General features: G+C 65.9%; 17 protein-coding genes. 4 read left to right on the plus strand and 13 right to left on the minus strand.

Annotated elements, in window-relative coordinates; genetic code table 11:
• The 5 genes from ACTJKX_RS19365 to ACTJKX_RS19385 form a co-directional block, all read right to left on the minus strand.
• Positions 1 to 1,209 (minus strand): acetyl-CoA C-acetyltransferase, encoded by a 1,209-nt coding sequence (locus ACTJKX_RS19365; RefSeq protein ID WP_149253743.1) that lies wholly within the window; start codon positions 1,207 to 1,209, stop codon positions 1 to 3.
• A 91-nt stretch (positions 1,210 to 1,300) separates the two neighbouring features.
• Positions 1,301 to 3,079 (minus strand): acyl-CoA dehydrogenase C-terminal domain-containing protein, encoded by a 1,779-nt coding sequence (locus ACTJKX_RS19370; RefSeq protein ID WP_415080270.1) that lies wholly within the window; start codon positions 3,077 to 3,079, stop codon positions 1,301 to 1,303.
• Between the two features lie 18 nt (positions 3,080 to 3,097).
• Positions 3,098 to 3,538 carry a MerR family transcriptional regulator gene (locus ACTJKX_RS19375; RefSeq protein ID WP_394313869.1) on the minus strand — a complete coding sequence of 147 codons (441 nt, stop codon included), beginning with the start codon at positions 3,536 to 3,538 and terminating at the stop codon, positions 3,098 to 3,100.
• Between the two features lie 403 nt (positions 3,539 to 3,941).
• The gene (locus ACTJKX_RS19380; RefSeq protein WP_394313867.1) at positions 3,942 to 4,187 is read right to left on the minus strand and encodes a hypothetical protein; all 246 of its coding nucleotides are present in this window, start codon (positions 4,185 to 4,187) and stop codon (positions 3,942 to 3,944) included.
• Between the two features lie 88 nt (positions 4,188 to 4,275).
• Entirely contained in the window at positions 4,276 to 6,369 is a 2,094-nt protein-coding gene (locus ACTJKX_RS19385; RefSeq protein ID WP_440726190.1) for a caspase family protein, read from the minus strand.
• 85 nt (positions 6,370 to 6,454) lie between these two features.
• Between ACTJKX_RS19385 and ACTJKX_RS19390 the strand changes: the two genes are divergently transcribed.
• The gene (locus tag ACTJKX_RS19390; protein ID WP_394313864.1) at positions 6,455 to 7,141 is read left to right on the plus strand and encodes a class I SAM-dependent methyltransferase; all 687 of its coding nucleotides are present in this window, start codon (positions 6,455 to 6,457) and stop codon (positions 7,139 to 7,141) included.
• Here the strand turns inward: ACTJKX_RS19390 and ACTJKX_RS19395 are convergent.
• From ACTJKX_RS19395 to ACTJKX_RS19425, 7 genes are all read right to left on the minus strand, one after another.
• On the minus strand, positions 7,129 to 7,803 hold the full coding sequence (locus ACTJKX_RS19395; RefSeq protein WP_311940940.1) for an outer membrane protein: 675 nt from the start codon (positions 7,801 to 7,803) through the stop codon (positions 7,129 to 7,131). The genes ACTJKX_RS19390 and ACTJKX_RS19395 overlap by 13 nt on opposite strands.
• A 98-nt stretch (positions 7,804 to 7,901) precedes the next feature.
• On the minus strand, positions 7,902 to 9,836 hold the full coding sequence (locus tag ACTJKX_RS19400; RefSeq protein ID WP_440726191.1) for a caspase family protein: 1,935 nt from the start codon (positions 9,834 to 9,836) through the stop codon (positions 7,902 to 7,904).
• A 168-nt stretch (positions 9,837 to 10,004) separates the two neighbouring features.
• On the minus strand, positions 10,005 to 10,589 hold the full coding sequence (locus tag ACTJKX_RS19405; RefSeq protein ID WP_440726192.1) for an amino acid synthesis family protein: 585 nt from the start codon (positions 10,587 to 10,589) through the stop codon (positions 10,005 to 10,007).
• 195 nt (positions 10,590 to 10,784) lie between these two features.
• The gene (locus ACTJKX_RS19410; protein ID WP_394313857.1) at positions 10,785 to 11,369 is read right to left on the minus strand and encodes an amino acid synthesis family protein; all 585 of its coding nucleotides are present in this window, start codon (positions 11,367 to 11,369) and stop codon (positions 10,785 to 10,787) included.
• A 1-nt stretch (position 11,370) separates the two neighbouring features.
• Positions 11,371 to 12,243: a UPF0280 family protein gene (locus ACTJKX_RS19415; RefSeq protein ID WP_440726193.1), complete on the minus strand. Its 873-nt coding sequence runs from the start codon at positions 12,241 to 12,243 to the stop codon at positions 11,371 to 11,373.
• Positions 12,240 to 13,655, minus strand: coding sequence for a 6-hydroxynicotinate reductase (locus tag ACTJKX_RS19420; protein ID WP_394313935.1), 1,416 nt, complete (start codon positions 13,653 to 13,655; stop codon positions 12,240 to 12,242). Before ACTJKX_RS19420 ends, ACTJKX_RS19415 begins: the two co-directional genes overlap by 4 nt.
• 169 nt (positions 13,656 to 13,824) lie before the next feature.
• The gene (locus ACTJKX_RS19425; RefSeq protein ID WP_440726194.1) at positions 13,825 to 14,895 is read right to left on the minus strand and encodes a LacI family DNA-binding transcriptional regulator; all 1,071 of its coding nucleotides are present in this window, start codon (positions 14,893 to 14,895) and stop codon (positions 13,825 to 13,827) included.
• 136 nt (positions 14,896 to 15,031) lie between these two features.
• Between ACTJKX_RS19425 and ACTJKX_RS19430 the strand changes: the two genes are divergently transcribed.
• From ACTJKX_RS19430 to ACTJKX_RS19440, 3 genes are all read left to right on the plus strand, one after another.
• Positions 15,032 to 15,823, plus strand: coding sequence for an ABC transporter substrate-binding protein (locus tag ACTJKX_RS19430; protein WP_311941032.1), 792 nt, complete (start codon positions 15,032 to 15,034; stop codon positions 15,821 to 15,823).
• Between the two features lie 263 nt (positions 15,824 to 16,086).
• Positions 16,087 to 17,622, plus strand: coding sequence for an amino acid ABC transporter permease/ATP-binding protein (locus tag ACTJKX_RS19435; RefSeq protein ID WP_440726195.1), 1,536 nt, complete (start codon positions 16,087 to 16,089; stop codon positions 17,620 to 17,622).
• Between the two features lie 48 nt (positions 17,623 to 17,670).
• The gene (locus tag ACTJKX_RS19440) at positions 17,671 to 18,804 is read left to right on the plus strand and encodes an NAD(P)/FAD-dependent oxidoreductase (RefSeq protein WP_440726196.1); all 1,134 of its coding nucleotides are present in this window, start codon (positions 17,671 to 17,673) and stop codon (positions 18,802 to 18,804) included.
• A 12-nt stretch (positions 18,805 to 18,816) separates the two neighbouring features.
• Here the strand turns inward: ACTJKX_RS19440 and mprF are convergent, their stop codons facing one another.
• A complete protein-coding gene (gene mprF / locus ACTJKX_RS19445; RefSeq protein WP_440726197.1) occupies positions 18,817 to 21,474 on the minus strand; it encodes a bifunctional lysylphosphatidylglycerol flippase/synthetase MprF in 2,658 nt (885 codons plus the stop codon).
• Between the last annotated feature and the right edge of the window lie 18 nt (positions 21,475 to 21,492).

A 21,492-nucleotide genomic window follows, 5' to 3' on the forward strand; every position in this document is an offset into this window, starting at 1 on the left:
TCAGATCCTCTCGATGATGGTGGCGGCACCCATGCCGGCAGCTACGCACAGCGTGATCAGGGCGGTCGACTTGCCGGTACGCTCGAGTTCGTCGAGGGCGGTGCCCAGGATCATCGCGCCGGTGGCGCCGAGCGGATGACCCATGGCGATCGCGCCGCCGCAGGGATTGACCTTGGCCGGATCGAGATCGAAGGCCTGCATGTAGCGCAGCACCACCGAGGAAAAGGCCTCGTTGATCTCGAACAGATCGATGTCCGCCTTGCTCATGCCGGCCTTGCGCAGCAGAAGCTCGGTGACGTCGACGGGGCCGGTCAGCATCAGGGCGGTATCCGAACCGATCGAGGCCGCCGCCCGAAGGCGGGCCCGCGGCTTGAGGCCGAAGCGCTTGCCGGCCTCGGCCGAACCGATCAGCACGGCGGAAGCGCCGTCGACGATGCCGGAGGAGTTGCCGGCGTGGTGGACGTGGCTGACCTTCTCGACCTCCGGATGCGACTGCACCGCGACGGCGTCAAAGCCGCCCATCTCGCCCATCTGCACGAAAGAGGCGTTGAGGGCGGCCAGGGACTGCATGGTGGTAGCAGGGCGCATATGCTCGTCCTTGTCCAGGATGGTCAGGCCGTTGATATCCTTGACGGCGATGACGGACTTGGCGAAGCGCCCCTCGCTCCAGGACTGGGCGGTGCGGCGCTGCGACTCAACCGCATAGCCGTCGACATCGTCCCGCGAGAAGCCATATTTGGTGGCGATCAGGTCGGCGGAAATGCCCTGGGGCATGAACCAGGTCGGCACCGCGCTGGAGGGATCGAGCGCCCAGGCGCCGCCCGAGGCCATCATGCCGATGCGCGACATGCTCTCGACGCCGCCGGCGACGACGAGGTCCTTCTGGCCCCCGGCGATCTGGCCGGCCGCCAGGTTTACCGCATCCAGGCCCGAGGCGCAGAAACGGTTGATCTGCACGCCCGGCACCTTCTCGCCGAGACCGGCATGCAGCGCGGCGATGCGGGCGATGTCGCCACCGGCCTCGCCGATCGGATCGACGCAGCCGAGGATGACGTCCTCAACCGCATTCTCGGGGAGTTCGTTGCGCTTGGCCACCGCCCGCAGCGTCTGGCTCGCCAGCGACAGGCTGGTGACCTCGTGCAGGGCGCCGTCTGCCTTGCCCTTGCCGCGCGGTGTGCGCACGGCGTCGTAGATGAAGGCTTCGCTCATTGGGTCTCTCCCTGGGAGCGCGGACATCCTGTCCGCTCTTCCCCATCAGATTATCTGGCCTGCAAGGGCGGACAAGATGCCCGCGCTCCGATCAAAACGCCTCGGCCGACAGGGCCATAACGTCGCCGGCACCGGCGGTGACGCGGGCAAGGCGCAGTCCGGTTTCCGGCAGCAACCGATCGGCAAAGAATTTCGCCGTAATCAGCTTGTTCTTGGCAAAATCGCTCTCTCCCATTGCCAACGCTGCCTTGGCCATCTGCGCCCACATATAGCCGAGCGCCACCAGGCCGAAGAGATGGAGATAGTCGGTCGAGGCCGCGCCGGCATTGTCCGGCTTGGCCAGGGCATTCTGCATCAGCCACATCGTTGCCTGCTGCAGATGGCCGGCCGAAGCCTTCAGGGGCGCAATATAGGGCTTGAGGGCCTCGTCCGCCTCATGGGCCTTGAGGAAACCGTTCAATTCCCCGAGATAGGCCATCATGGCACGGCCGCCGTCACGCGGCAGTTTGCGGCCGACGAGGTCGAGGGCCTGGATGCCGTTGGCGCCTTCATAGATCAGGGTGATGCGGGCGTCGCGCACGAACTGTTCGACACCGACCTCCGCGATATAGCCGTGGCCGCCGAACATTTGCTGGCTATTGATCGCATTCTGCAGGCCGTTTTCGGTGAGGATGGCCTTGACGATCGGGGTCAGCAGGCCGAGACGATCGTCGGCGGCCTGGCGGGCGGGCGCATCGGGCGAACGGCGATGGATATCGGCCTGCAGCGCGGTGGCGAGCGCCAGAGCGCGGCCGCCTTCGTTGAGGGCGCGGGCCGTCATCAGGGTGCGGCGGACATCGGGATGCACGATGATCGGATCGGCCGCCTTGTCGGCCTCCTTGGCACCGGTGAGCGCCCGGCCCTGCAGGCGTTCGCGGGCATAGACCGCGGCATTCTGGGTGGCGACCTCGCCGAGCGCCAGGCCCTGCATGCCGACGGCCAGCCGCGCCTCGTTCATCATCACGAACATGGCGGCGAGGCCCTTGTTCTCGACACCGACAAGATAGCCGGTCGCCTCTTCGTAGTTCATCACGCAGGTCGCATTGGCGTGAATGCCCATCTTCTCCTCGATCTTGCCGCAGGAGACCTTGTTGCCGGCGCCGAGGGAGCCGTCGGCATTGACGAGACGTTTCGGGCAGACGAACAGCGAGATGCCCTTGGTACCCGCCGGCGCGCCCTCGATGCGGGCGAGCACCAGATGCACGATATTGTCGGCGAGGTCATGCTCGCCGGCGGAGATGAAGATCTTGGTACCGGAGATCTTGTAGGAGCCATCGCCGGCGGGCACGGCCTTGGTGCGGATCAGGCCGAGATCAGTGCCGCAATGCGGCTCGGTGAGATTCATGGTGCCGGTCCATTCGCCGGCTATCATCTTGGGCAGATAGGTCTGCTTCTGCGCGTCGCTGCCATGCTCGAGCAAAGCCGCGATGGCGCCCTGGGTCAGGCCCGGATACATGCCGAAAGCCAGATTGGCGCCCGAGACGAATTCCTGCATGACCGAGTTGAGCACCGCCGGCAGTCCGGCGCCGCCATATTCCGCCGGGGCCGGCAAGCCGACCCAGCCGCCTTCGCGGTAGGCCTGGTAGGCCGGCTTGAAACCATCCGGCGTCGTCACCGTGCCGTCGTCGGAACGGATGCAGCCTTCACGGTCGCCGCTGGCATTGAGAGGCTGCAGCAACTCCTCGCACATCTTGGCGCCTTCGCCGAGAATAGCGCCCACGGTCTCGGGCGAGACGTCCTCGAAGCCGGGGAGATTGTTGTATTTGTTGATGTCGAGCACGTCGTTGAGGAGGAACATCACATCCTCCACGGGAGCCTTGTAGCTGGGCATCGGTCTGCTCCTGTTGAATTATTTCTGCTGGCGGCCGAGACGACCGCGCACGATGTCGCGCGCATGGCTGAGTTCGGCATAGGCGTGGTCGATGTCGCGGCGGCGGCGGTCGAGCTCGGCGAGCTTCTCCTCGAACCGCTCGAGAGCGACGCGCAGCTGCGTGGCCTGGCCATCGCCAAGATCGTAGAGGTCGAGCATCGACTTGACCTCCTCGAGCGAGAATCCGACGCTCTTGCCCATCAGGACGAGCTTGAGGCGTGCGCGATCGCGACGGGAATAGATGCGCTCCTGCCCCCGCCTGGTGGGGATCAGCAGGCCCTTCTCTTCATAGAAACGCAGGGTACGCGAGGTCACCTCGAATTCGGTGACCAATTCGTGGATGGTGAACTGGTCCTTGCGCTGTCCACCCTTGCGCGGGTCGGTTGCTTCTTCGGCGAATGCCATCTCGCTCAGTGACATCGGAGACCCCTGCTTTGCAGATGACCGGGAGATATATTCAGTTTACGTTAACGTCAAGATATGATCGTAAAAAAATGAAACCTTTGAGCGCGAAGTTTGTTCCTGCCCCCCGCGCGCCAGAACCCCTATCCGCGCCGCTGCCCGTAGAGCTCGCAGAGGGTACCGCTGTAGGGCGGGGGCAACTCGGTCGAGCCCCACCGCTCCGAACCGAGCCTTCTGGTCTCAGCAATGGAGGCCTGGTTGCGGGGTGGATGACATGGACGATCTCCTGCCACCCCAGTTCCTCTTAGACCCCGATGACGCAGCGCGTCGCAGCCTCCATGGCCATGGCTCGAAACCCACCACCCCAGGCAGGCGCAGGACCGGCTTGGCCGTCGCTAGCGCGGATCCCAGCACAATTGCCTCAATGCCCTCCGTCGCCATGCCCGCAGCCGCCATGGCCATCCCCGCTACCGACCGGAGCATCGGTGTCGCTGGCGTCCCACTCCGATGCCGCAAAAGCGAAAGAGAGCGGGCGCAAGCGGCGCCGTCTGGAAAGGCGCCGCCTCTCCCAGGCCGCCGAACCCCACAGAATGGCAATCACCAACCCCAGGCCTATGAACAGGCCACCCAGAGCGAGCAGGGCCGTGGTGTAAATGTCGTTTTCCACGCTGCCTCCTGGTGTCACCCCGAAAACAAATGGCCGCTTCCGCAGGAAGCCTAGCTGAAATCGACACAAGGTCCACGCCAACGCTGCTCTACGGTGCGGTGGCAACCTCGGCAAAGGTGATCCGGTCGCGTGCGACTTCCTGGCGTTGCGGCGGAGTCAATCCCGCCTCGGCCTTCTGCACCAGGCTTGGTCCGAACAGGCTCTCATCAGGCCAGTCGCGCCAGGGATTCGAGGTCATGTCCAGGCCGACGACCCCGCCCGACATATTGTAGACGAGGGGCCCGGAATTCTGGAACCCGTCAGGAATGGCGGCAAGGCTCACCTTCCTGCCGGTGGCGAGTTCATACACAAAGCCGCCCTTGCGCCCGCTCAGATCAGTCGTCCCGACATAGCGCCCGCTTGGATCGAGCCCGTCGACCTTCTCGTTCGTCGTCTTGACTTCGGTCATCTCATCGCGGGCGAGATCCCAGATCTCCAGGAGCCCATCGCCCAAGCCGATGGAAGAAGCGCCGATCAGATATTTGCGTGTGGGATCGCACAACACGCGCTCAATGGACGCATCGATCGAGCGCAGATGGGTGGTGCGGCTCTCGCGCAGATCGAAGATCGCCACCGCATTCCCGCCGGGTGCCTTCTGCACACGGATCAGGTCGGCCTGAAGCCTGAGGCAGATCGCATCGTTGCCGCCGAAGACGGCGGAAGTCACTTTCGAGGCGTTGACCTTGCCAAGGCCAAGCGCGCTTTCCTTGATCCGGATCATGGGCTTGCCCGTGGCGACGTCAATGACCGTCAGGAACCCGGAATTGTCGCCCGCCAGCAGCAGACGGCTCTCGTCCGGACTGAAATCCATCATGGAGACCGCGCCTTCGCGCGGCAGGTCGAACAGCTTGGTGCCATCAAGCCCGTTCAAGACCGAGACCTTGCCGGAGGAGCTCACGGCGAGGAACTTGCCGTGTGGGCTGAACAGCAGATTGCGGGCGCCCGTCTCAAGAGCCAGCCTCGCCACGATCTTGCCCTTGTCCGTCGACCACAAATCGAGTTCGCCGGACTGGTAGTCGGCACTGGACGCCAGGAGGCCAACGCGGTCCAGCGGCGAGACGGCAGTCCAGAGGATGGTCTTGCCCGTGTCGACGGGCAGCTTGATCTGGCGGCTCTGAACGGCGGTGTAGAGTGCCAGATAGGCCTTGGGAAAGCGCTTCAGCGCAGTATCGTCCGACTGGGAGGGCAGTCCCTTCAGCGCCTCGATGATCGCCGCCTGCTTGTTACTGTCCTGGTAGAGCAGTTCCAGCGAACGGGTGGCATGATTGTTGGAGACGGACTGGGCCTCGGCCAGGGTCTGGCCACCGCCGAGCTTGAGCTCGTCGGTCAGGGAGGATTTCATCCAGGGCGTCTGGGCCCAGTCGGTCTCCTCGCCCACCGCCTTGGTGACGTCGCTCATGATGCGCTGGATCGAATAGCCAGAGGTGCCGACTGCCTTGACGAAGGCGCCGGTGAAGGGACTGAGCTCGCCCTTGCCATCGAGCGCCACCGCATTGGGCGAGGTGGCATAGGCTACCATCAGCCCACGCGCCTGCACGGTGCCCGGAGCTGCCGTCGCCCCAGCCCCCTCGACACGCGCGAGGCCGCGCCCGGTCGAGACCGAAAGCCCGGCCTGGCCGCCTTCCGCCATCGGATTGTTGCGGCAGGCATCGAGGAAGACCAGGGTCGCCTTGGCGCCCTTCTGCAGGGTGTCGACGATCGGCTGCACCGGCACGAAGCCATGCTGGAGATCCTTCGAGGTAGCATCGGTGGCCACCAGATAGTTCTCGTCTTTGATCTGGATGCCGTGGCCGGAATAATAGAACATCGCCACATCGGCCCCGACCGCGCCGGCATAGGCGGTGGCGAGGCAGTTCTGCAGGCCCGCGCTGTCGGCATCACCGGCCAGGAAGATTTCGAAGCCGAGCGCCCCCATCGCCTTGGCGACAGCCTCGGCGTCCCTGGCCGGATTGAGCAGGGCCGGGATGCCGTTGCCATAGCCGCCATTGCCGACGATGACAGCCACCCGTTTGCCGCTGACCCCGGCCGGTGCGGCCCGATGCTCGCAAGTGCCGGCGGCGTACGCGGAACCGCCCGGACTGGTTGCAAGAATCCCCAGGGTCGCGATGAATGTGATGGCAATCAGACCACGAGTGCTCTTCATGATTCCCCCAGACTCACGCTTGCTTCCCTGAGGTCAGCGCGAAGTTTGACGTAAACACGATTGAAGGTCGAGCCTCCGGGTAAGCATGCAGGACTACGAGAAACGATACCGGGACCTGCGCGCCGCCGGCCTGCCGGGTTGGGCCGGAGATTGTCATGCCGGCAACCGGCTGAAGCTCGCTGCGATGTTGGACGACCTCCATCGATCCGATCTCCTGCCGCCTGCCCCGTGCCCTGCCCTCGAACTCGGCTGCGGCAATGCCGCCATGGCAGCCCTGCTGCTGGCCGAACGCGGCTATCGGGTGCACGGCATCGATATCTCGCCAACGGCCATCGACTGGGCCCATGAAACCTTCGAGGCCGCCGGGCTTGCTGGCCATTTCATCCGGGGTGATGTGCGCACCATGCCCGATTTCGACACGGCATCTTTCGCTTTGGTCTTCGACGGCGCCTGCCTGCACTGCCTGATCGGCGCGGATCGCAGCCTTTGCCTGGCAGAGCTGCGCCGCATTCTGCAGCCTGACGGCATCTTCATCGCCAGTACCATGTGCGGCCCGCCGCATTCGCCCGAGGCCCGCGCCCGCTATGATGCCAAGCGTCAGTGCCTCGTCGACGACGGTGTTCCCACGCGCACTCTGAGGCCGCTGTCCGCCCTCCTGGCGGAACTGGAAGAGGCCGGCCTTGAGGTGGTTGATTATCGGATCCACCGCAATCCATGGTGGGACCACGCCACGATCGTCACCCGCCCGGCCCCTCGCCTTCAGAATTTGTAGCTCACGCCGAGCAGGGCCGTGGTCTCGTGGAAACGGACCTTGCCTGGATTGGCCGCCCGGATCCGCCATTTGCCGAAATCGCTGTAGCGCACCTCGCCGCGCACCGACCAATTGTCGTTGAGCGCATATTCGAGGCCGGCGCCGACGGTCCAGCCGGCCCGGGTGGTACTGGCCGAAAAAGCCCCGAGGCCGGGAGCGTTGACGTTGTATTTCTGGTTGGCGAAGGCGACGCCGGCGGTCAGATAAGGCAGGAAGCGGTCGAAGGCATAGCCGACCCGCCCGCGGATCGAGCCCTGCCAGTCGCTCTTGAAGCGGACGCTATAAGGGACGGCACCGGCGACGCTGTGGCGCGTCTTCGACAGGGAGGTGTAGTCGATGTCGCCTTCCAGCCCGACCACCACATTGTTCTCGAACTGGTAATTGTAGCCGGCATGCAGGCCGCCGATGAAACCGACGTCGTTGAAATTCTGACGATAGCCGCCGGTGTCGGCACTGATCCTGGCATTGCCGAACACGGCCCCGGCATGGGCACCGACATAGAAGCCGGTCCAGCTATAGGGCACCACCGGGGCGATCGGCTCGGCGGTGGTATAGCCGAGGTCGGCGGCCAGGACCGGGGTGGCGCTCGCGATGAGGGCGGCTAGGGCAAGACGCAGACGCATGGGACAGTTCCTGTTGGGGATTGCTGTCCTGTTGATGACATGACCTGCGATTCCTGCCTGTATCGTCAGAAACAGGCCCTATCTGCCATCGAAGAGGCCTATTTCGCCAGCACGAAGGCCTGCAGGGCTGCCAACGTGTCGGCCCCGTAGCTGCCGTCCGGGGCGCGATTGAGCAGGCCGGCCTTGGCCAGCCGCTGCTCGACGGCCTTGCGCAGCTGCGGCGTAAGCGAGGTCGAGGCCTTGTCGATCAGGAGACCGCGGGCCACCGGCGAGCCGCCCCTCAAGGCTTCCAGGCCGTAATCGGCCGCCTTGCCGGGATCGCGCTTGATGCCACCAGCCCCCGCCATCAGGAACGGTATCAGGCTGGCCTTGGCATTGAGGTTGCCGATCGCCGCGGCCCTCTCGAAGAAATCCGTGGCCCTGCCGAAATCGCGCGGCCCGCCAATGCCGTTGGCCGCCATGTTCCCGAGCATGACGTTGCCGTCGCCATCGCCCAGTTCGGCCGCACGCTGGAACAGCTTGCGGGCCGTGGCGAAATCCTTCACCGCGCCAGTCTGGCCGAGCAGCACATAGCCGACCCGCAGCATGGTCTGGGTGTGCTCGGTCTCGACGAGCTTGTCGATCCATTGGCGCGCCTCTCCAGCATTCTTGGGCACGCCCGTGCCCTGCAGATAGAGCACGGCCAGGAAGCCCATCGCCTGCGGATCGCCGGTGTCGGCGGCCTTCCGGTACCATTGCGCCGCCTGCACGGCATCGCGCGGGCGGCCGGTACCATTCTCGAACTCGATGGCGATATTGCGCATGGCCGAGATATTGCCGGCCGCCGCGGCCTGGTCGAACAGGGCCACGGCACGCGGCAGATCCACGGGGCCGCCCTCGCCCGTCTCCAGCATCAGGGCCAGGTCCGACATGGCCGAGACCGAGCCCGTGGCGGCGGCCTTGGTCAGCAGCGCACGCGCCTCGGCATCGCTGCCGGCCACATCGAGCGCCCGCGCCAGCTGGAACTGCACGCGCCGATCCTCGGGAGCGGCCGCCAGGGCCGCCCGGCAGGCTTCGACGGCCAGCCGGGGCTGGATGCGGTTGAACTCGACACCGGGCACGCCGGAGGGGCGGTCGATGTCCTGCGGCGAAGCCGCCATCTTGTCGCATCCTTCCACCGCAGCCTGGGCAGCAGCGTCGAGCGGCGCGGGTGCGGGCGTCTGTGGTGCGGGCGTGGGCAATACAGGCGGCAGCGGGGTGGGCGCCGCAGCGCCGCCCGCGAAATAGAAATCGCCGAGCAGCGAGAAGGTCACCTCGGGCAGTTGCCGCTCATTGGTGGCCTTGTAGACATTGGCGGCGACACGGCGGAACAAGGCACCGATCTCGACCCCGGGCTTGCCGACCTCCCCCAGAAAGGCCGCGGCAAACGGGCTGTTGCGGCCGCCGCCATCGGCCGCGACGGCACCGGGCTGGGTGGAATAGGCGATCACGCTGCCCGCCGTCTGCTGGATCCGCGCGAGGCCGCGGCTGATGCCGATCGAACGCGTCGGACTCGCCTTGGACAAGAGCTGCTGGGCCAGGGGATTGTCGCGGCAGGCATCGAGCATGACGATGCGCACGCCGTTGGCGCGCTGCAGGTCGTTGAGGATGTCGTCGACCCGCGCCATCTCGTAATTGACATCGCCGACGCCGGTCAGCTTGGCATCGACGGGCATCAGATAGTTCGAGCCCTGGAACTGGAAACCGTGGCCGCCATAATAGAACAGCGCCGCGTCGGCGCCGTCGGCCTCATTGGCGAAACGCCTGAAGGCATCGTCCATGCCGTGCTTGTCGAGGTCATAGCCTTCGACCACCGTAAAGCCGACCGCCTTCAGGGCCTTGGCGACGTCCGTGGCATCGTTGCGGGGATTGGGCAGCGGCACGGTGTTGCGATAGGCCGAATTGCCGATCACCAGGGCGATGCGCTTGTCCGCCCAAGCGGGAGCGGAGAGAGCCGTGCACCCGACCAGCACAAAGGCAAGACCGGCAAGCATCGGCCGGAGTGAAAACCGCATCCTCGAAGCTCCCTGTCGCTGCCTGCGCCGGACCGTCGGCCGAAGCAGAGCCGTCGGCAATGCCCCAGGGAACAGATCGGGCGAGGCGGCGTCAAGGCTGTCATGCGGGGCTTGGGAAACACCGCGTCTGGGACCGCGGACGTCACAGCCGTGTCGCTTGCCGCCCCCCTACCGCAAACCATCCTCGCCCTTGATCTCGGCCTTGGTCAGGCCGCCGACACGCGGCAAAGGACGCCCACTGTCAGTGACGACGATCGCAACCAGGATCTCGTCGGCGCGCGGCGCGTCGGGAACGCGCACTTCCATGGCATCGAAATGGCTGCGCACATAGGCCGCGTCCTTGTGGCCGAGCGGCACGTCGAGCACGCCGCCGAGGCCGCAGCGCTTCTTGGCCGACGGGATCAGGGCCGCGCCCTTGCCGAGCACCTTGCGCACCGGCGTGCCCATTTTCGGATGCAGGATGGCGGCGGCATGTTCGAGTTCGCCATTCTCGCCCACCGCCGCAGCCTTGCCATAACTCTCGGCTGCTGTCCCCTCGATGCCGAGGGCGGCGACGGCACGCTCGGTCAGCAAGGCGCCGAGCTCCTCACCGATCTCCATCAGCGGCGTGAGATCCTCGACATAGCGGCCGGCGAAGGGATTGGCGATCACGGCAATCGCAGCCGCGCGCCTGACCGGCGGCTCGACGGGACGATCCATCTCGCGGCGCACTTCCTCGACGAAGGTGACGAGCTTGCGGATGCTGGCTGGCATGATGATGATCCTTTCCGGAGCAGAGTTAGGTCTCGCCGGTCAACAGGTGAATCGAATTGGCTCGACCTTTGTCATTGTCTGGCTTGCCCCGGCAATCCAGGGCCCCTTTCCAGACATCGAAGGCGGGACTTCTGGATGCCCGGGTTAAGCCCGGGCATGACAAAGGTGGCGCTTCAGTTATTTCCGGACGATGCCTCAGCGCAGACCGTCCACGCCCTTCACGTCCTTGGCCGCGAGGCCGCCGACGCGGGCGTGGATACGTGCGCCCGTGGTCATCACCAGGACGAGCAGGAGTTCGTCGGCCTTCGGTCCATCGGCGAGCCCCACCTCCATGGCGTCGAAATGGCTGCGCACATAGGAGGCGTTGATATGGGTGACGGGCACGTCGAGCCGCGTGCCGGGTCCGCCGAGCTTCTTGGCCGACGGCACGATCGCCTTGGCATCCCCCAGGATCTCGCGCATGGCATAGCCGCCGGGCACATGCCAGAGCGCGCCATGCTCGAGTTCGCCGGCGGCGCCAACGATGGCTCCCTTGCCGTATCCCTGGACATCCCCGGCCTTGCCGCCAAGCGCCGCCAGCAAGGCGGCGGCCATCTCGACGCCGAGCGGCTTCAACTCCTCCATGAAGGGCGCAATCTCCTCGACATAGCGCCCCGCAAAGGGGTTGTGGATCACGCTCAGAATGGCGCCACGCTTCAGGGGCACGGCATTCACGGGACCGCCTTCGTGGAAAATCTCTTCGACGATGACGGCGCGCTTGCGCAGGACGATCTCGGACATGTCAGGCGGCTTTCGGTTGCAGCAGAGTGTTGGCAGTCGACACCAGCGTGGTGACGCCGGCAAGATGGAGGGCAGCGGCACGGATCAGCCCGCTGTCGATGAGACCGCGAGCCCTCGCCTCCCCTGCCCGCAGGGCCGTGACGATGTCCTCATGCGCGAGGGGGCCGACGGCGCGCGTCACCGGGCGTTCGCCGAGATCGCTATCGTGCTGCAGTGAAGACGCCGACACCCGCTGGATGGCGGAATGGCCAGGCAGGTCTACGGCATTGGCGATGATGGTGGCCGCCGCATCGGCTACCGCGGCATTGCCGGCCAGCACGGTGACGGCGTCGGCGATACCGAGCGAAAAGCTGCGTCCGCGCCAGCCTGAGGTAGCGATGCCGCCGATGCCCTCGCCCGCCCGCACATGGCTGCGGGCGAACAGGCTCGGCCTGTCGGGGCGGTCGACCAGGCCGATGGCGAAATCCTCGCCCTCGGCCAGATAGAGGGCGATGTCGCCGCCATTGTTGACGAAGGCGCGGTCGAGCGGCGCCACCGCGCGCATCGCCGCCAGGATCTCGTCCGCCACGGCACCAGCGACCGCGGCCATCGGGGTGATGAAATGGCTGCCAGCATAGGGGGCGACCGCGGCCTGCATGCGCCGCGCGACCACGCCTCGGGCGAGCAGGCTGCCTGCCGTGTGTGGCGCCCGCAGCAGCGGTAGTTCCTCGCAGAGCGTTTCCAGCAGGCCCTCGAAACGCTGCGCCGCCGCTGCGTAAGCAGCCCGCACAGCCTCGGGCTCGGCCTGCGCCTCGATGATGAGATCGATCGGGCCATGCTGCAAATGCAGGCGCCTGTGATCGTTCAGGAACGCCGCCTGCGGCCCGGCCCTCATCCGTGCGACCTCCGGGCCGCATGCGGCGCGAAAGGCCAGGGATTGTCGGCACGCTGGGCGAGATCGACCCCCTCGCGCAGGCTCGATAGCGGCCTGACATGTCCCATATGCCCCCCCATCGCCTCATAGTCGTCGAGCCGCAGGGTGAACTCGATCGGGGCGACCAGAGCCGGGGTCGGCACATAGCCGAAGGCGTTGTCGGGCAGGCGGGTGACGTCGACCATGAAGGTGATGCCGCCGCCCGGCCAGACATAGACGGGCGCGCCGCCGCAGGTGACATAGGTCAGGGCGTCCTTGACCGAGCGGGTCAGCCGCACCGGGTTTTCGGTGACCCCGGCTCTCAGGGATCCGCCGGCACCGCCGATGAACAGCACCGTGGCGAGGGCCGGCTCGCAATTTTCGGCAATGCGCTCCACCGACTCCACCAGCGATGCCGGTAGGTCCCGCGGCACCGGCTGGAGCGCCTCGTCGAGCTCGTAATAGCCGTGATGCTCCCCGGTCGTGCTCACCATCAAGAGGCGCAGGCCCGGCCAGGCGGTCTTGGCATCGAACGGGCCGAGAATGGCAAGAGGGTCGTCGATATTGGTACCGCCCCAGCCGGTACCGGGTTCTGCCACCTGGAAATAGCGTCCGGGCGTGGAGCGTCTCCCCTTGAGCTTGATGCCGGTATCGGGAATGTCGAGCAGCTTGCCGGCCTGGTGCTCGGACAGAACGCCGGTGATGTGGTCGTCGACCACCACCACCTCGTCGGCCTTGCCGAGCCATTGCCGCGCGAAGATGCCGATGGTGGCCGAGCCGCATCCCACCCGCATGCGCTGCTCCAGCTGCCCGTTGACAACGGGTGCCTTGCCGGCCTCGATCACCAGCGTGGCGCCGCCATCGACGGTCATCTCGACCGGCTTGCGGTTGCACAGATCGAGCAGGGCATCGCAGGTGACGCGCCCCTCCTTCTTCGAGCCGCCGGTGAGGTGATGCACGCCGCCCAGCGACAGCATCTGCGAGCCATATTCGCCGGTGGTGACATGGCCGATCGCCTCCCCGTTCACCCGCACCGTGCTCTGCTCGGGGCCGACGAAGCGATCGGTGTCGATCTTCACCTTGACGCCGCAATAGGAGAAGATGCCCTCGGTCACCACCGTGACCATGTCGACGCCTTCGACCTCGGACGAGACGATGAAGGGGGCCGGCTTATAGTCGGGATAGGTGGTGCCCGCGCCGATGGCGGTGACGAATTTCTCCGGATTCGGCACCAGGGAACCGTCCCATCCCTTGCTGCCGCCGAAGGGCACGAGGTCACCACCTTCGGAAACGGTGCGTTCCAGGAGAATATGCGGATCGACCCTGACCAGCGTGCCATTGTCGTTGGCGTAGCGGTCGCAGGCCCCGGCCATGCCCGGCTTGATGTAGCACATCACCGGGCAGGCATCGCAGCGGATCTTGCCGTCCGGCGAGGCCACCGGAGCCGGCGCCTCAAACTCGCTATGCGCGGAAAACTCACTATAAGAAGGCATGGAGCGAGCTCCCGAAGGCGGGTCAAATTCGTTTGTATACTAACGATACTCGACCCGGTATCCCCTTTTGTCAAGACCGGGGCGGCGCCACCGATTCACGCCGGATCAGGATCGTGTCGAGGATGTGCCTGCGTGGTGGCGCCTTGTCGCCCATGATGCGCGCCACCAGCATCTGGGCCGCGGCCGCTCCAAGTTCGTAGGAGGGCTGGGACACCACGCTCACCAGCGGAGAGACCGCGCTCGTCCAATCGGCATCGTCGAAACTCACCAGCGACAGGTCGCCGGGAATGTGAAGCCCCAGGGCCCGGGCGGCCCGGAACACTTCGAGTGCAATCTTGCTGTCGGATGCCAGCAAGGCGGTCGGTCGGCCAGGGGCCCGCAACAGATCCAGAAGTATCGTCTGCGAGCGAGCCGTCTTGGCCGCATCCAGGCGTATCTGCCGCTCTGCCTCGGTCAGGCCCGCAATATCCGAGGCTTCCAGGAAACCGGCAATGCGGTTGAGCACGGTCGTGAGAGGAATCTGTTCGGGGCCGCGATAGTGCACATCGGCGGCGGCCGTGGCGGTAATGTAGGCGAGCCGGCGGTGCCCCGCGGCGAGGAGCAATTGCGTGGCCTCCCGCGCCGCCTTGTGGTCGTCGACGAGCGCCACATCCACCGACAGCCCCGGCACGTCACGGTCGAGCAGCACCAGGGGACAAGCGCGGCCCAGGGCATCCTGAAGATGGCTGCCATCATGGCGCGTGGCGGGCGCAACGATCAGCCCGTCGACGCGCTTGGCGAGGAAGACTTCGGTGGAGGCCTTTTCCGTGGCGAGCGTCTCGCCGGAATTGGACAGGATGACATCGAAGCCCGCCTGGGCCGCAACGTCGCTGATCCCGCGCACGGCCAGCCCGAAAAAGGGGTTCTCGATATCGCCGACGATCACCCCGATCGTGCCGGAACGCCCCGTCGCCATGGTGCGCGCGAGTTCGTTGGGCCGATAGTCGAGCCGCCGCGCAGCTTCCAGGATCCGTTCCTTCAGATCCGCACGCACGGCGCCATAGCCACCCAACGCCCTGGCTGCCGTCGCCTTCGACACCTGGGCGGCTCGCGCCACATCGGCGACGGTCACGGGTCGTCGGGTGGGATTGTGCTTGTCCATGCTCGCCACTATCGCCTTTGCCGGAGCTGCGTCAATGCGAAGTTTCAATTGAAGAGACCGGTCTCTCATGTTAAGAGACCGGTCTCAATAAAAAATCCAGGGGAAATAAATGAAGAATCCCAATCGACGCGACGTGATGGCCGCCACCGCGCTCGGCGCACTGGCATGGATGACGGCCGGCGGCGGGCGCGCCGCCGCGAGCAGCAATCCCTACAATCTCATCGATGCCGGAACGATCAGCGTCGGCAGCATGGGAGACGCCAAGCCCTACACTTTCACCGACGCCAACGGCGAATTCAGCGGCTTCGACATCGAACTGTTCCGGGACGTCGCGCGCAGGCTGGGCTTCGACAAGGATCACGTGACATTCACCGGCCAGGATTTCTCGGCCCTGCTTCCCTCGGTCGCCAATGGCCGCTTCGACGTGGCCGTCGCCGCCATCGGCACCACCGAGGCGCGCAAGAAAACCGTCGACTTCTCCGATGGCTACCTGGCCGGTTACCTGACGGTGCTGACTTCCCAGGCCGGGATCAAGAGCGCCGACGATCTCGCCGGCAAGCGCCTGGGCGCCGTGCAGGGTACGCTGCAGGAGACCTACGCCAAGACCCACTTCACCAAGTCGGACATCGTCAACTTTCCGGACAATAATTCGGCCATCTCCGCCCTCAACAGCGGCACGGTCGATGCCCATTTCCTCGACTACGAAGCGGCCAAGCAATATGGAGAACGCTTCAAGGGCCTGAAGCTGGCGATCAACATCCCCTCCTTCGACGCGCCGGCCGGTTTCGTCGTCAAGAAGGGCAACGACGCCCTTCGCCAGGCCCTCAACAAGGCGTTGCATGACGCCATGCAGGATGGCACCTGGAAAACCCTCTACACCAAATGGTTCCCGGGATCGCCGATGCCCGAGCAATATCTGCCCAAATGACATCGCCCAAGTGACATCGTCCAAGTGACATCTGCCCAAGCGGGCCGCTTGACAGCCGGTGCTGAGGCACGGCGGGGAACACGACGCGGGTGCATCTGTTGGGAGAAATCCTGGGAGAAACCGCGTCGAGCCCGTGCTCACCCCTCTCTTGCTCCCCTTCCTTGTTTCCAAGCCAATCCGCTGGATTGGCTGGAGCGTCTTTGCGATTCCCGATGATCCCTCCCACTCGCAAGGCGCTTTAGCTTGCCACGAAAGACCACCCAATGAGCTGGTTCGATATCCTCCAGCGGAGTTTCTTCGATTGGGACTCCATGGCGGAGGTGCTGCCCAACATGCTGATGGTGGGCCTGAAGAACACCCTGATCCTGGCCGTCGCCTCGACATTGCTGGGCATCGTCATCGGCATGGTGCTGGCCGTGATGGGCATCTCCCGCGCGGCCTGGATCCGCCTGCCCGCCCGCATCTACACCGATGTCTTTCGCGGCCTGCCGGCCATCGTCACCATTCTGCTGATCGGCCAGGGCTTTGCCGGCATCGGCCGCCAGATCTTCGGGCCGTCGCCCTATCCGCTCGGCATCCTGGCGCTGAGCCTGATCGCCGGCGCCTATATCGGCGAAATCTTCCGTGCGGGCATCCAGAGCGTGGAGCGCGGCCAGCTCGAAGCCTGCCGTGCCCTCGGCATGACCTATCCCAAGGGCATGCGCCTCATCGTCATCCCCCAGGGCGTGCGCCGCGTGCTGCCCGCCCTGGTCAACCAGTTCATCGGCAACATCAAGGATTCGAGCCTGGTCTACTTTCTCGGATTGCTGGCATCCGAGCGGGAGCTGTTCCGGGTGGGCCAGGACCAGGCCGTGGTGTCGGGCAATCTATCGCCCCTGATGCTGGCCGGTATCTTCTACCTCGTCATCACCGTGCCGCTGACGCATGTCGTCAACGCCATCGACGGGCGCCTGCGCACCGGCCGCAAGGTCAGCGCGGTTACCAGCGGCCTGGAGGAGTTGCGCGAGCTCGACGAGACGCCGGCAGTCCATCCTTCGGACGCCGGAGCAGGAGCCGGCCTGCCGATGGCGATCCGGGGCGCCCGCCTCGATGTCATCGGCCTCGACATGGCCTATGGCGATTTCAAGGTCCTGAGAGGCGTGAGCCTGAAGGCCGAAGCCGGCACGATCACCTGCGTGATCGGCCCCTCGGGGTCCGGCAAATCGACGTTGCTGCGCTGCCTCAATCGCCTCGCCGAGCCCGTCTCGGGCGATATTCGTCTGGACGGGCAGAGCGTGCTGGGCATGAAGCCGGACCTGCTCCGCCGCCGTGTCGGCATGGTATTCCAACAGTTCAACCTCTTCCCCGACCATACGGCGATCGGCAATGTCGAACTCGCCTTGCGCAAGGTTCAGGGGCTTTCGACGGCCGAATCCCGCCGTATCGCCGAGGAACGTCTGGCCGAGGTAGGCCTCGCAACCCGGATGAATCATCGGCCGATCGACCTGTCGGGCGGGCAGCAGCAGCGCGTTGCGATCGCCAGGGCGCTGGCGCTCAAGCCCGAACTGATGCTGTTCGACGAAGTCACCAGCGCACTCGACCCGGAACTGGTGAAAGGCGTGCTCAATCTCATGGCACGGCTCGGCAAGAGCGGCATGACCATGGTCGTGGTCACGCATGAGATGAACTTCGCGCGCCGGGTCGCCGACCAGGTGGTGTTCATGGACGAGGGGCAGGTCGTCGAGGCCGGTCCCCCGGATGCCATCTTCGACAATCCCCAAAGCCCCCGTCTGCGGCGCTTCCTGTCGGAAATGCTGTGACGGTCCCGGCCCTCATCCAAATCCAATCTTGCCTTGAAAGTTCCAGCCATGACTGCAGTATCGTCCACATCCCGCGCCATCGTCGTCGGCGGCGGCATCTTCGGCGTCTCGGCCGCCACCCATCTCGTCCGCCTCGGCATCGCCACCACGCTGGTGACGGAGAGCCGGCCGGCCAGCGGTGCCTCGGGGCGGTCTCTGGCCTGGCTCAATTCGTCACGGCGACGCTCTGCGGCCTATCACCAGTTGCGCATGATCGGCATCGATCGCTACCGCACGCTGGCGGCACGCCATCCGGAGGCGGCCTGGCTGCGTTTCGACGGAGGCCTGACCTGGGATGCCGATGACGCGACCAACGAGATCCGCTCCGTCTTCGCCCATGAGCGGGCCCTGGGATATGACGCCCTCCTCCTTTCCCCGGAAGAGGTTGCCGACGTGACACCCGGCATCGATCGGCGAGCGATCACGCCCCAGGGCGCGATCTTCAATCCCGGCGAAGGCTGGGTCGACCTGCCGTCGGTGATCGAGGTGATGCTGGCCGAATTCATCGAAAAAGGCGGCGCCCTGGTGACCGATGCGGGCAAGGCCAGCGTACAGCTCACGGCCGGACGCGCCAGTGGTGTCTCGATCGCCGACGGCCGCCTGTTCGAGGCCGATGCGGTTCTGGTCGCGACCGGCGCCGACGTTCCCGCCCTCGTCGCCAGGGAAGGCCGGTTCATCGCCGACTCCACCCCGATCGCACTCCTCGTCCGCACCAAGCCGATCGCAACCAGGCTGCGCGCCGTATTGAACACACCGCGGGTCGCGGTTCGCCCCACGCCGAGCGGCGCCCTCGTGCTCGACTCAGCCTGGTCGGAGGAAGAAATCGTGATACGCGACGACGGCAGCTTCGAAATCCGGCAATCCACCATTCACGGCCTGCTGGAAGAAGCCTCAAGGGTGCTTGAGGGCAACCCGACGCTGGAGCTCGACGGCTACGGTGCCGGTCCCAAGCCCATTCCGGGTGACGGCGACCCGGTCTTCGGGGCCATCGAGGGCATTCCCGGCTACCACGTCGCCTTCAGCCATAGCGGCGCGACGCTTGGGCTCATCGCCGGAGAGCTCCTGGCCGGCGAGATTGCCTGGGGCTCCCCTCATCCCCTGCTGGCGCCCTTCCGGGCCCAGCGCTTCGCCAAAGCGGCCTGAAGCGCATCGCCGTCAGCTCCGCGCCGACAATCCCTTGTCGGCGCGCACCTCGCCATCCCCACCCTTCTCGATCAGAGTGGTGACGTCCTGAAGGATGTGCGGCAGGGCGAAACCGGCCGTACAGGCGAGATAGCGCGGCTCGAAGCGGGGATTGAAGCGGGCCTTGAAACCGCGCAGCGCGTCGAAATTGGCGATGTGGTCACCGAAGCGGAACAGCAGCGGTGTGACGCGCTGCCAGGCCGGGCCGAGATTCTCGCCCGCCTGCGCCGGGTTGGGCGTCAGGCCGAGGTCGAAGCGCTTGGCACCGCGCGCCTTGGCCAGGCGGATGAGGCGCAGCAGCATGAAATCGAGCGTCGAGATGCCGAGCTCCGGCAGATAGCGCAGGATGTCGACGGCCCACTCCTCATTGTCCGCGCTTCGCATCACCACGGCAAAGCCGACCACCGCGCCGGCCCGGCGCAGGATGGCGCAGTCATTGGTCCGGATCCAGCCGGGCGAAAAGCGCCCGACGACGAAATGGCCCTCGCTTCGCCCGGTACCGGCGAGCCAGGAGCGGGACACCGCTTCCAGCGTCGGCATGATCGTGGCCGTGGCGCCGGCAGGAACCAGATCCAGGCTGAGGGCGTGGATATCGGCCCAGGAGAAGATCGCATTGGCACCGGCATAGGGTTCGTCCCCCAGGCTGGCAAGATCGACGCTGGCATGGTCGCCGATCGGCGTCAGCGTCAGGCCGGCCTCCAGATAGTCGGCCCGCATCCGTGGCGAGGCGGACAGGATCACCGGCCACAGTCTCTGCTGCTCCGCCCTTTCGCCGAAGACCCAGAGCAGGTCCTGCACCATGGCCGGATCGCCCATCGGATCGCCCAGCGCGATCGACGAGGCCCCGGCGCGGGCCACCACCATGGCGGCATTGCCTTGGTCGTTGGCGAGCAGCATCTGGCCCGGCAGCAAAGCGAGCCTGGCCTCTGCCGAAGGCACCCGCGCGACCAGGCCCGATATGTCGATCGACGCCGCTGGCACCAGGGCGATGCCGCCCTTCCAATAGGCGCTCAGGATACCGATGACGATGGCGGCTGCGACCGCCAGGCTGGTCGAGCGCAGGAAGCGCGACATCTCATCGCCATAGCCGAAGGTGACCCACAGTTCCGGCGTGTAGTCGACGAAGCGGAAGGCGAAGAAGCCGATCCACACCGTCACGGCCAGCATGGCGGCGATCGCGCCGAGCAGGAGCGGCGAATAATCGATGCCGAACAGCCAGGCACCGCGCGGAAAGGCCGGCCGGCTGAGGGCGAGCACCATAAGGGCGCAGCACAGGGTCAGCATGAAGCGCCAATCGGCGCTGCGCAGCAGGGTGGCGACGGTGGCGATCACCAGGACGATCATCGCCGTGCGCCAGGCGGCCTCCATGCGCCGGATCAAGCCGCGCGCCAGGAACAGCAGCGCCACGCCAGAGAGCGATGCGATGACATGGGCCGTCTCCACCACCGGCAACGGCACCAGGCTGGTGAGCAGGATGCGGCGGGCTTCGGTGGCCGGCACCGCGCCGGTGATCAGCAGGGCACCACCGGCAAGGAACATGGCGCCCGCCACCAGGATCGGGGCGAGCGGCTTCATGATACCGGCGACCTGGTCGACCATCTTGCCGACGACATGGCGTCGGCGCGCCAGCTCATAGGCCCCCAGGATCGCCAAAGCGAGGGCGAAAGGCACGAAATAATAGATGACGCGGTAGAGGATGATGCGGCCGAGCAGATCGTCCTTGGCGATGGTCGGCAGCGCGATCAGCATGGTGGTCTCGAACACGCCGATGCCGCCGGGCGCGTGGCTGAGCACGCCGAGGAAAGCCGCCAGCACATAGATCACCATGAAGGTGAAGAAGGGCACGCTCGCCGCCTGGTCCGGCAGCAGGATGTAGAGCGCGCCGGCCCCGGCACAGACATCGAAGATGCCGAGCACGATCTGCGCGGCGGTGACCTTGCCGCCCGGCAGCGGCATCGACCAGCCCTCGACGGCAACGACACGCCGGCCGGTCGAGACATAGCCGACATAACCGACGATCACCGCGATGATGGCGACGCCGATCGACATGTTGAGCGAGAGCGGCAGATGGTCGACGCCCGCCACCGATCCCGGCACCAGCACCAGGCCGAGCGCCAGCACCGCGCCCATGCCGAGCCAGAAGGTCAGGGTGCACACCAGCGTCAGCGCCGCGATCTGCGGCGCCGACAGCCCGGCTCCACCATAGACGCGGTAGCGCACCGCGCCGGCGGTCAATAGCGGCACGCCGAGCGTGTAGCTGATCGCATAGGAGGTGAAGGAGCCGATGGCTGCGGTGGAATAGGGAATGTCCTTGGCGCCGATCTGGCGTAGCGCCAGGCCGTCATAGCCGGTCAAGGCCAGATAGGAGAGCGCGGTGAACAGGATCGACAGGGCGATTGCCATGGTCGGCGTGGCGGTGAAGGCGGCCACCACCTTTTCCGGTTCGACACCACGCAGGATCGAGGCCAGCACGACGAGCGCACCGACGAACAGGCCGATCGACAGGATCGGCCCGACATAGCGCCAGGGCACGCGGCGCAGCAGGCGCCGCACGGTGGAGAGCCTCTCATTCTCAGGCGGCAGGACGAGCAATCTCGCGGTCTGCTTGTTCTCGTCCTTGTTCGCCGTCACACACCAACTCCCGAAATA

The sequence above is a fragment of the Labrys sp. 22185 genome, from assembly GCF_052045555.1.
GTDB classification, from domain to species: Bacteria; Pseudomonadota; Alphaproteobacteria; order Rhizobiales; family Labraceae; genus Labrys; species Labrys neptuniae.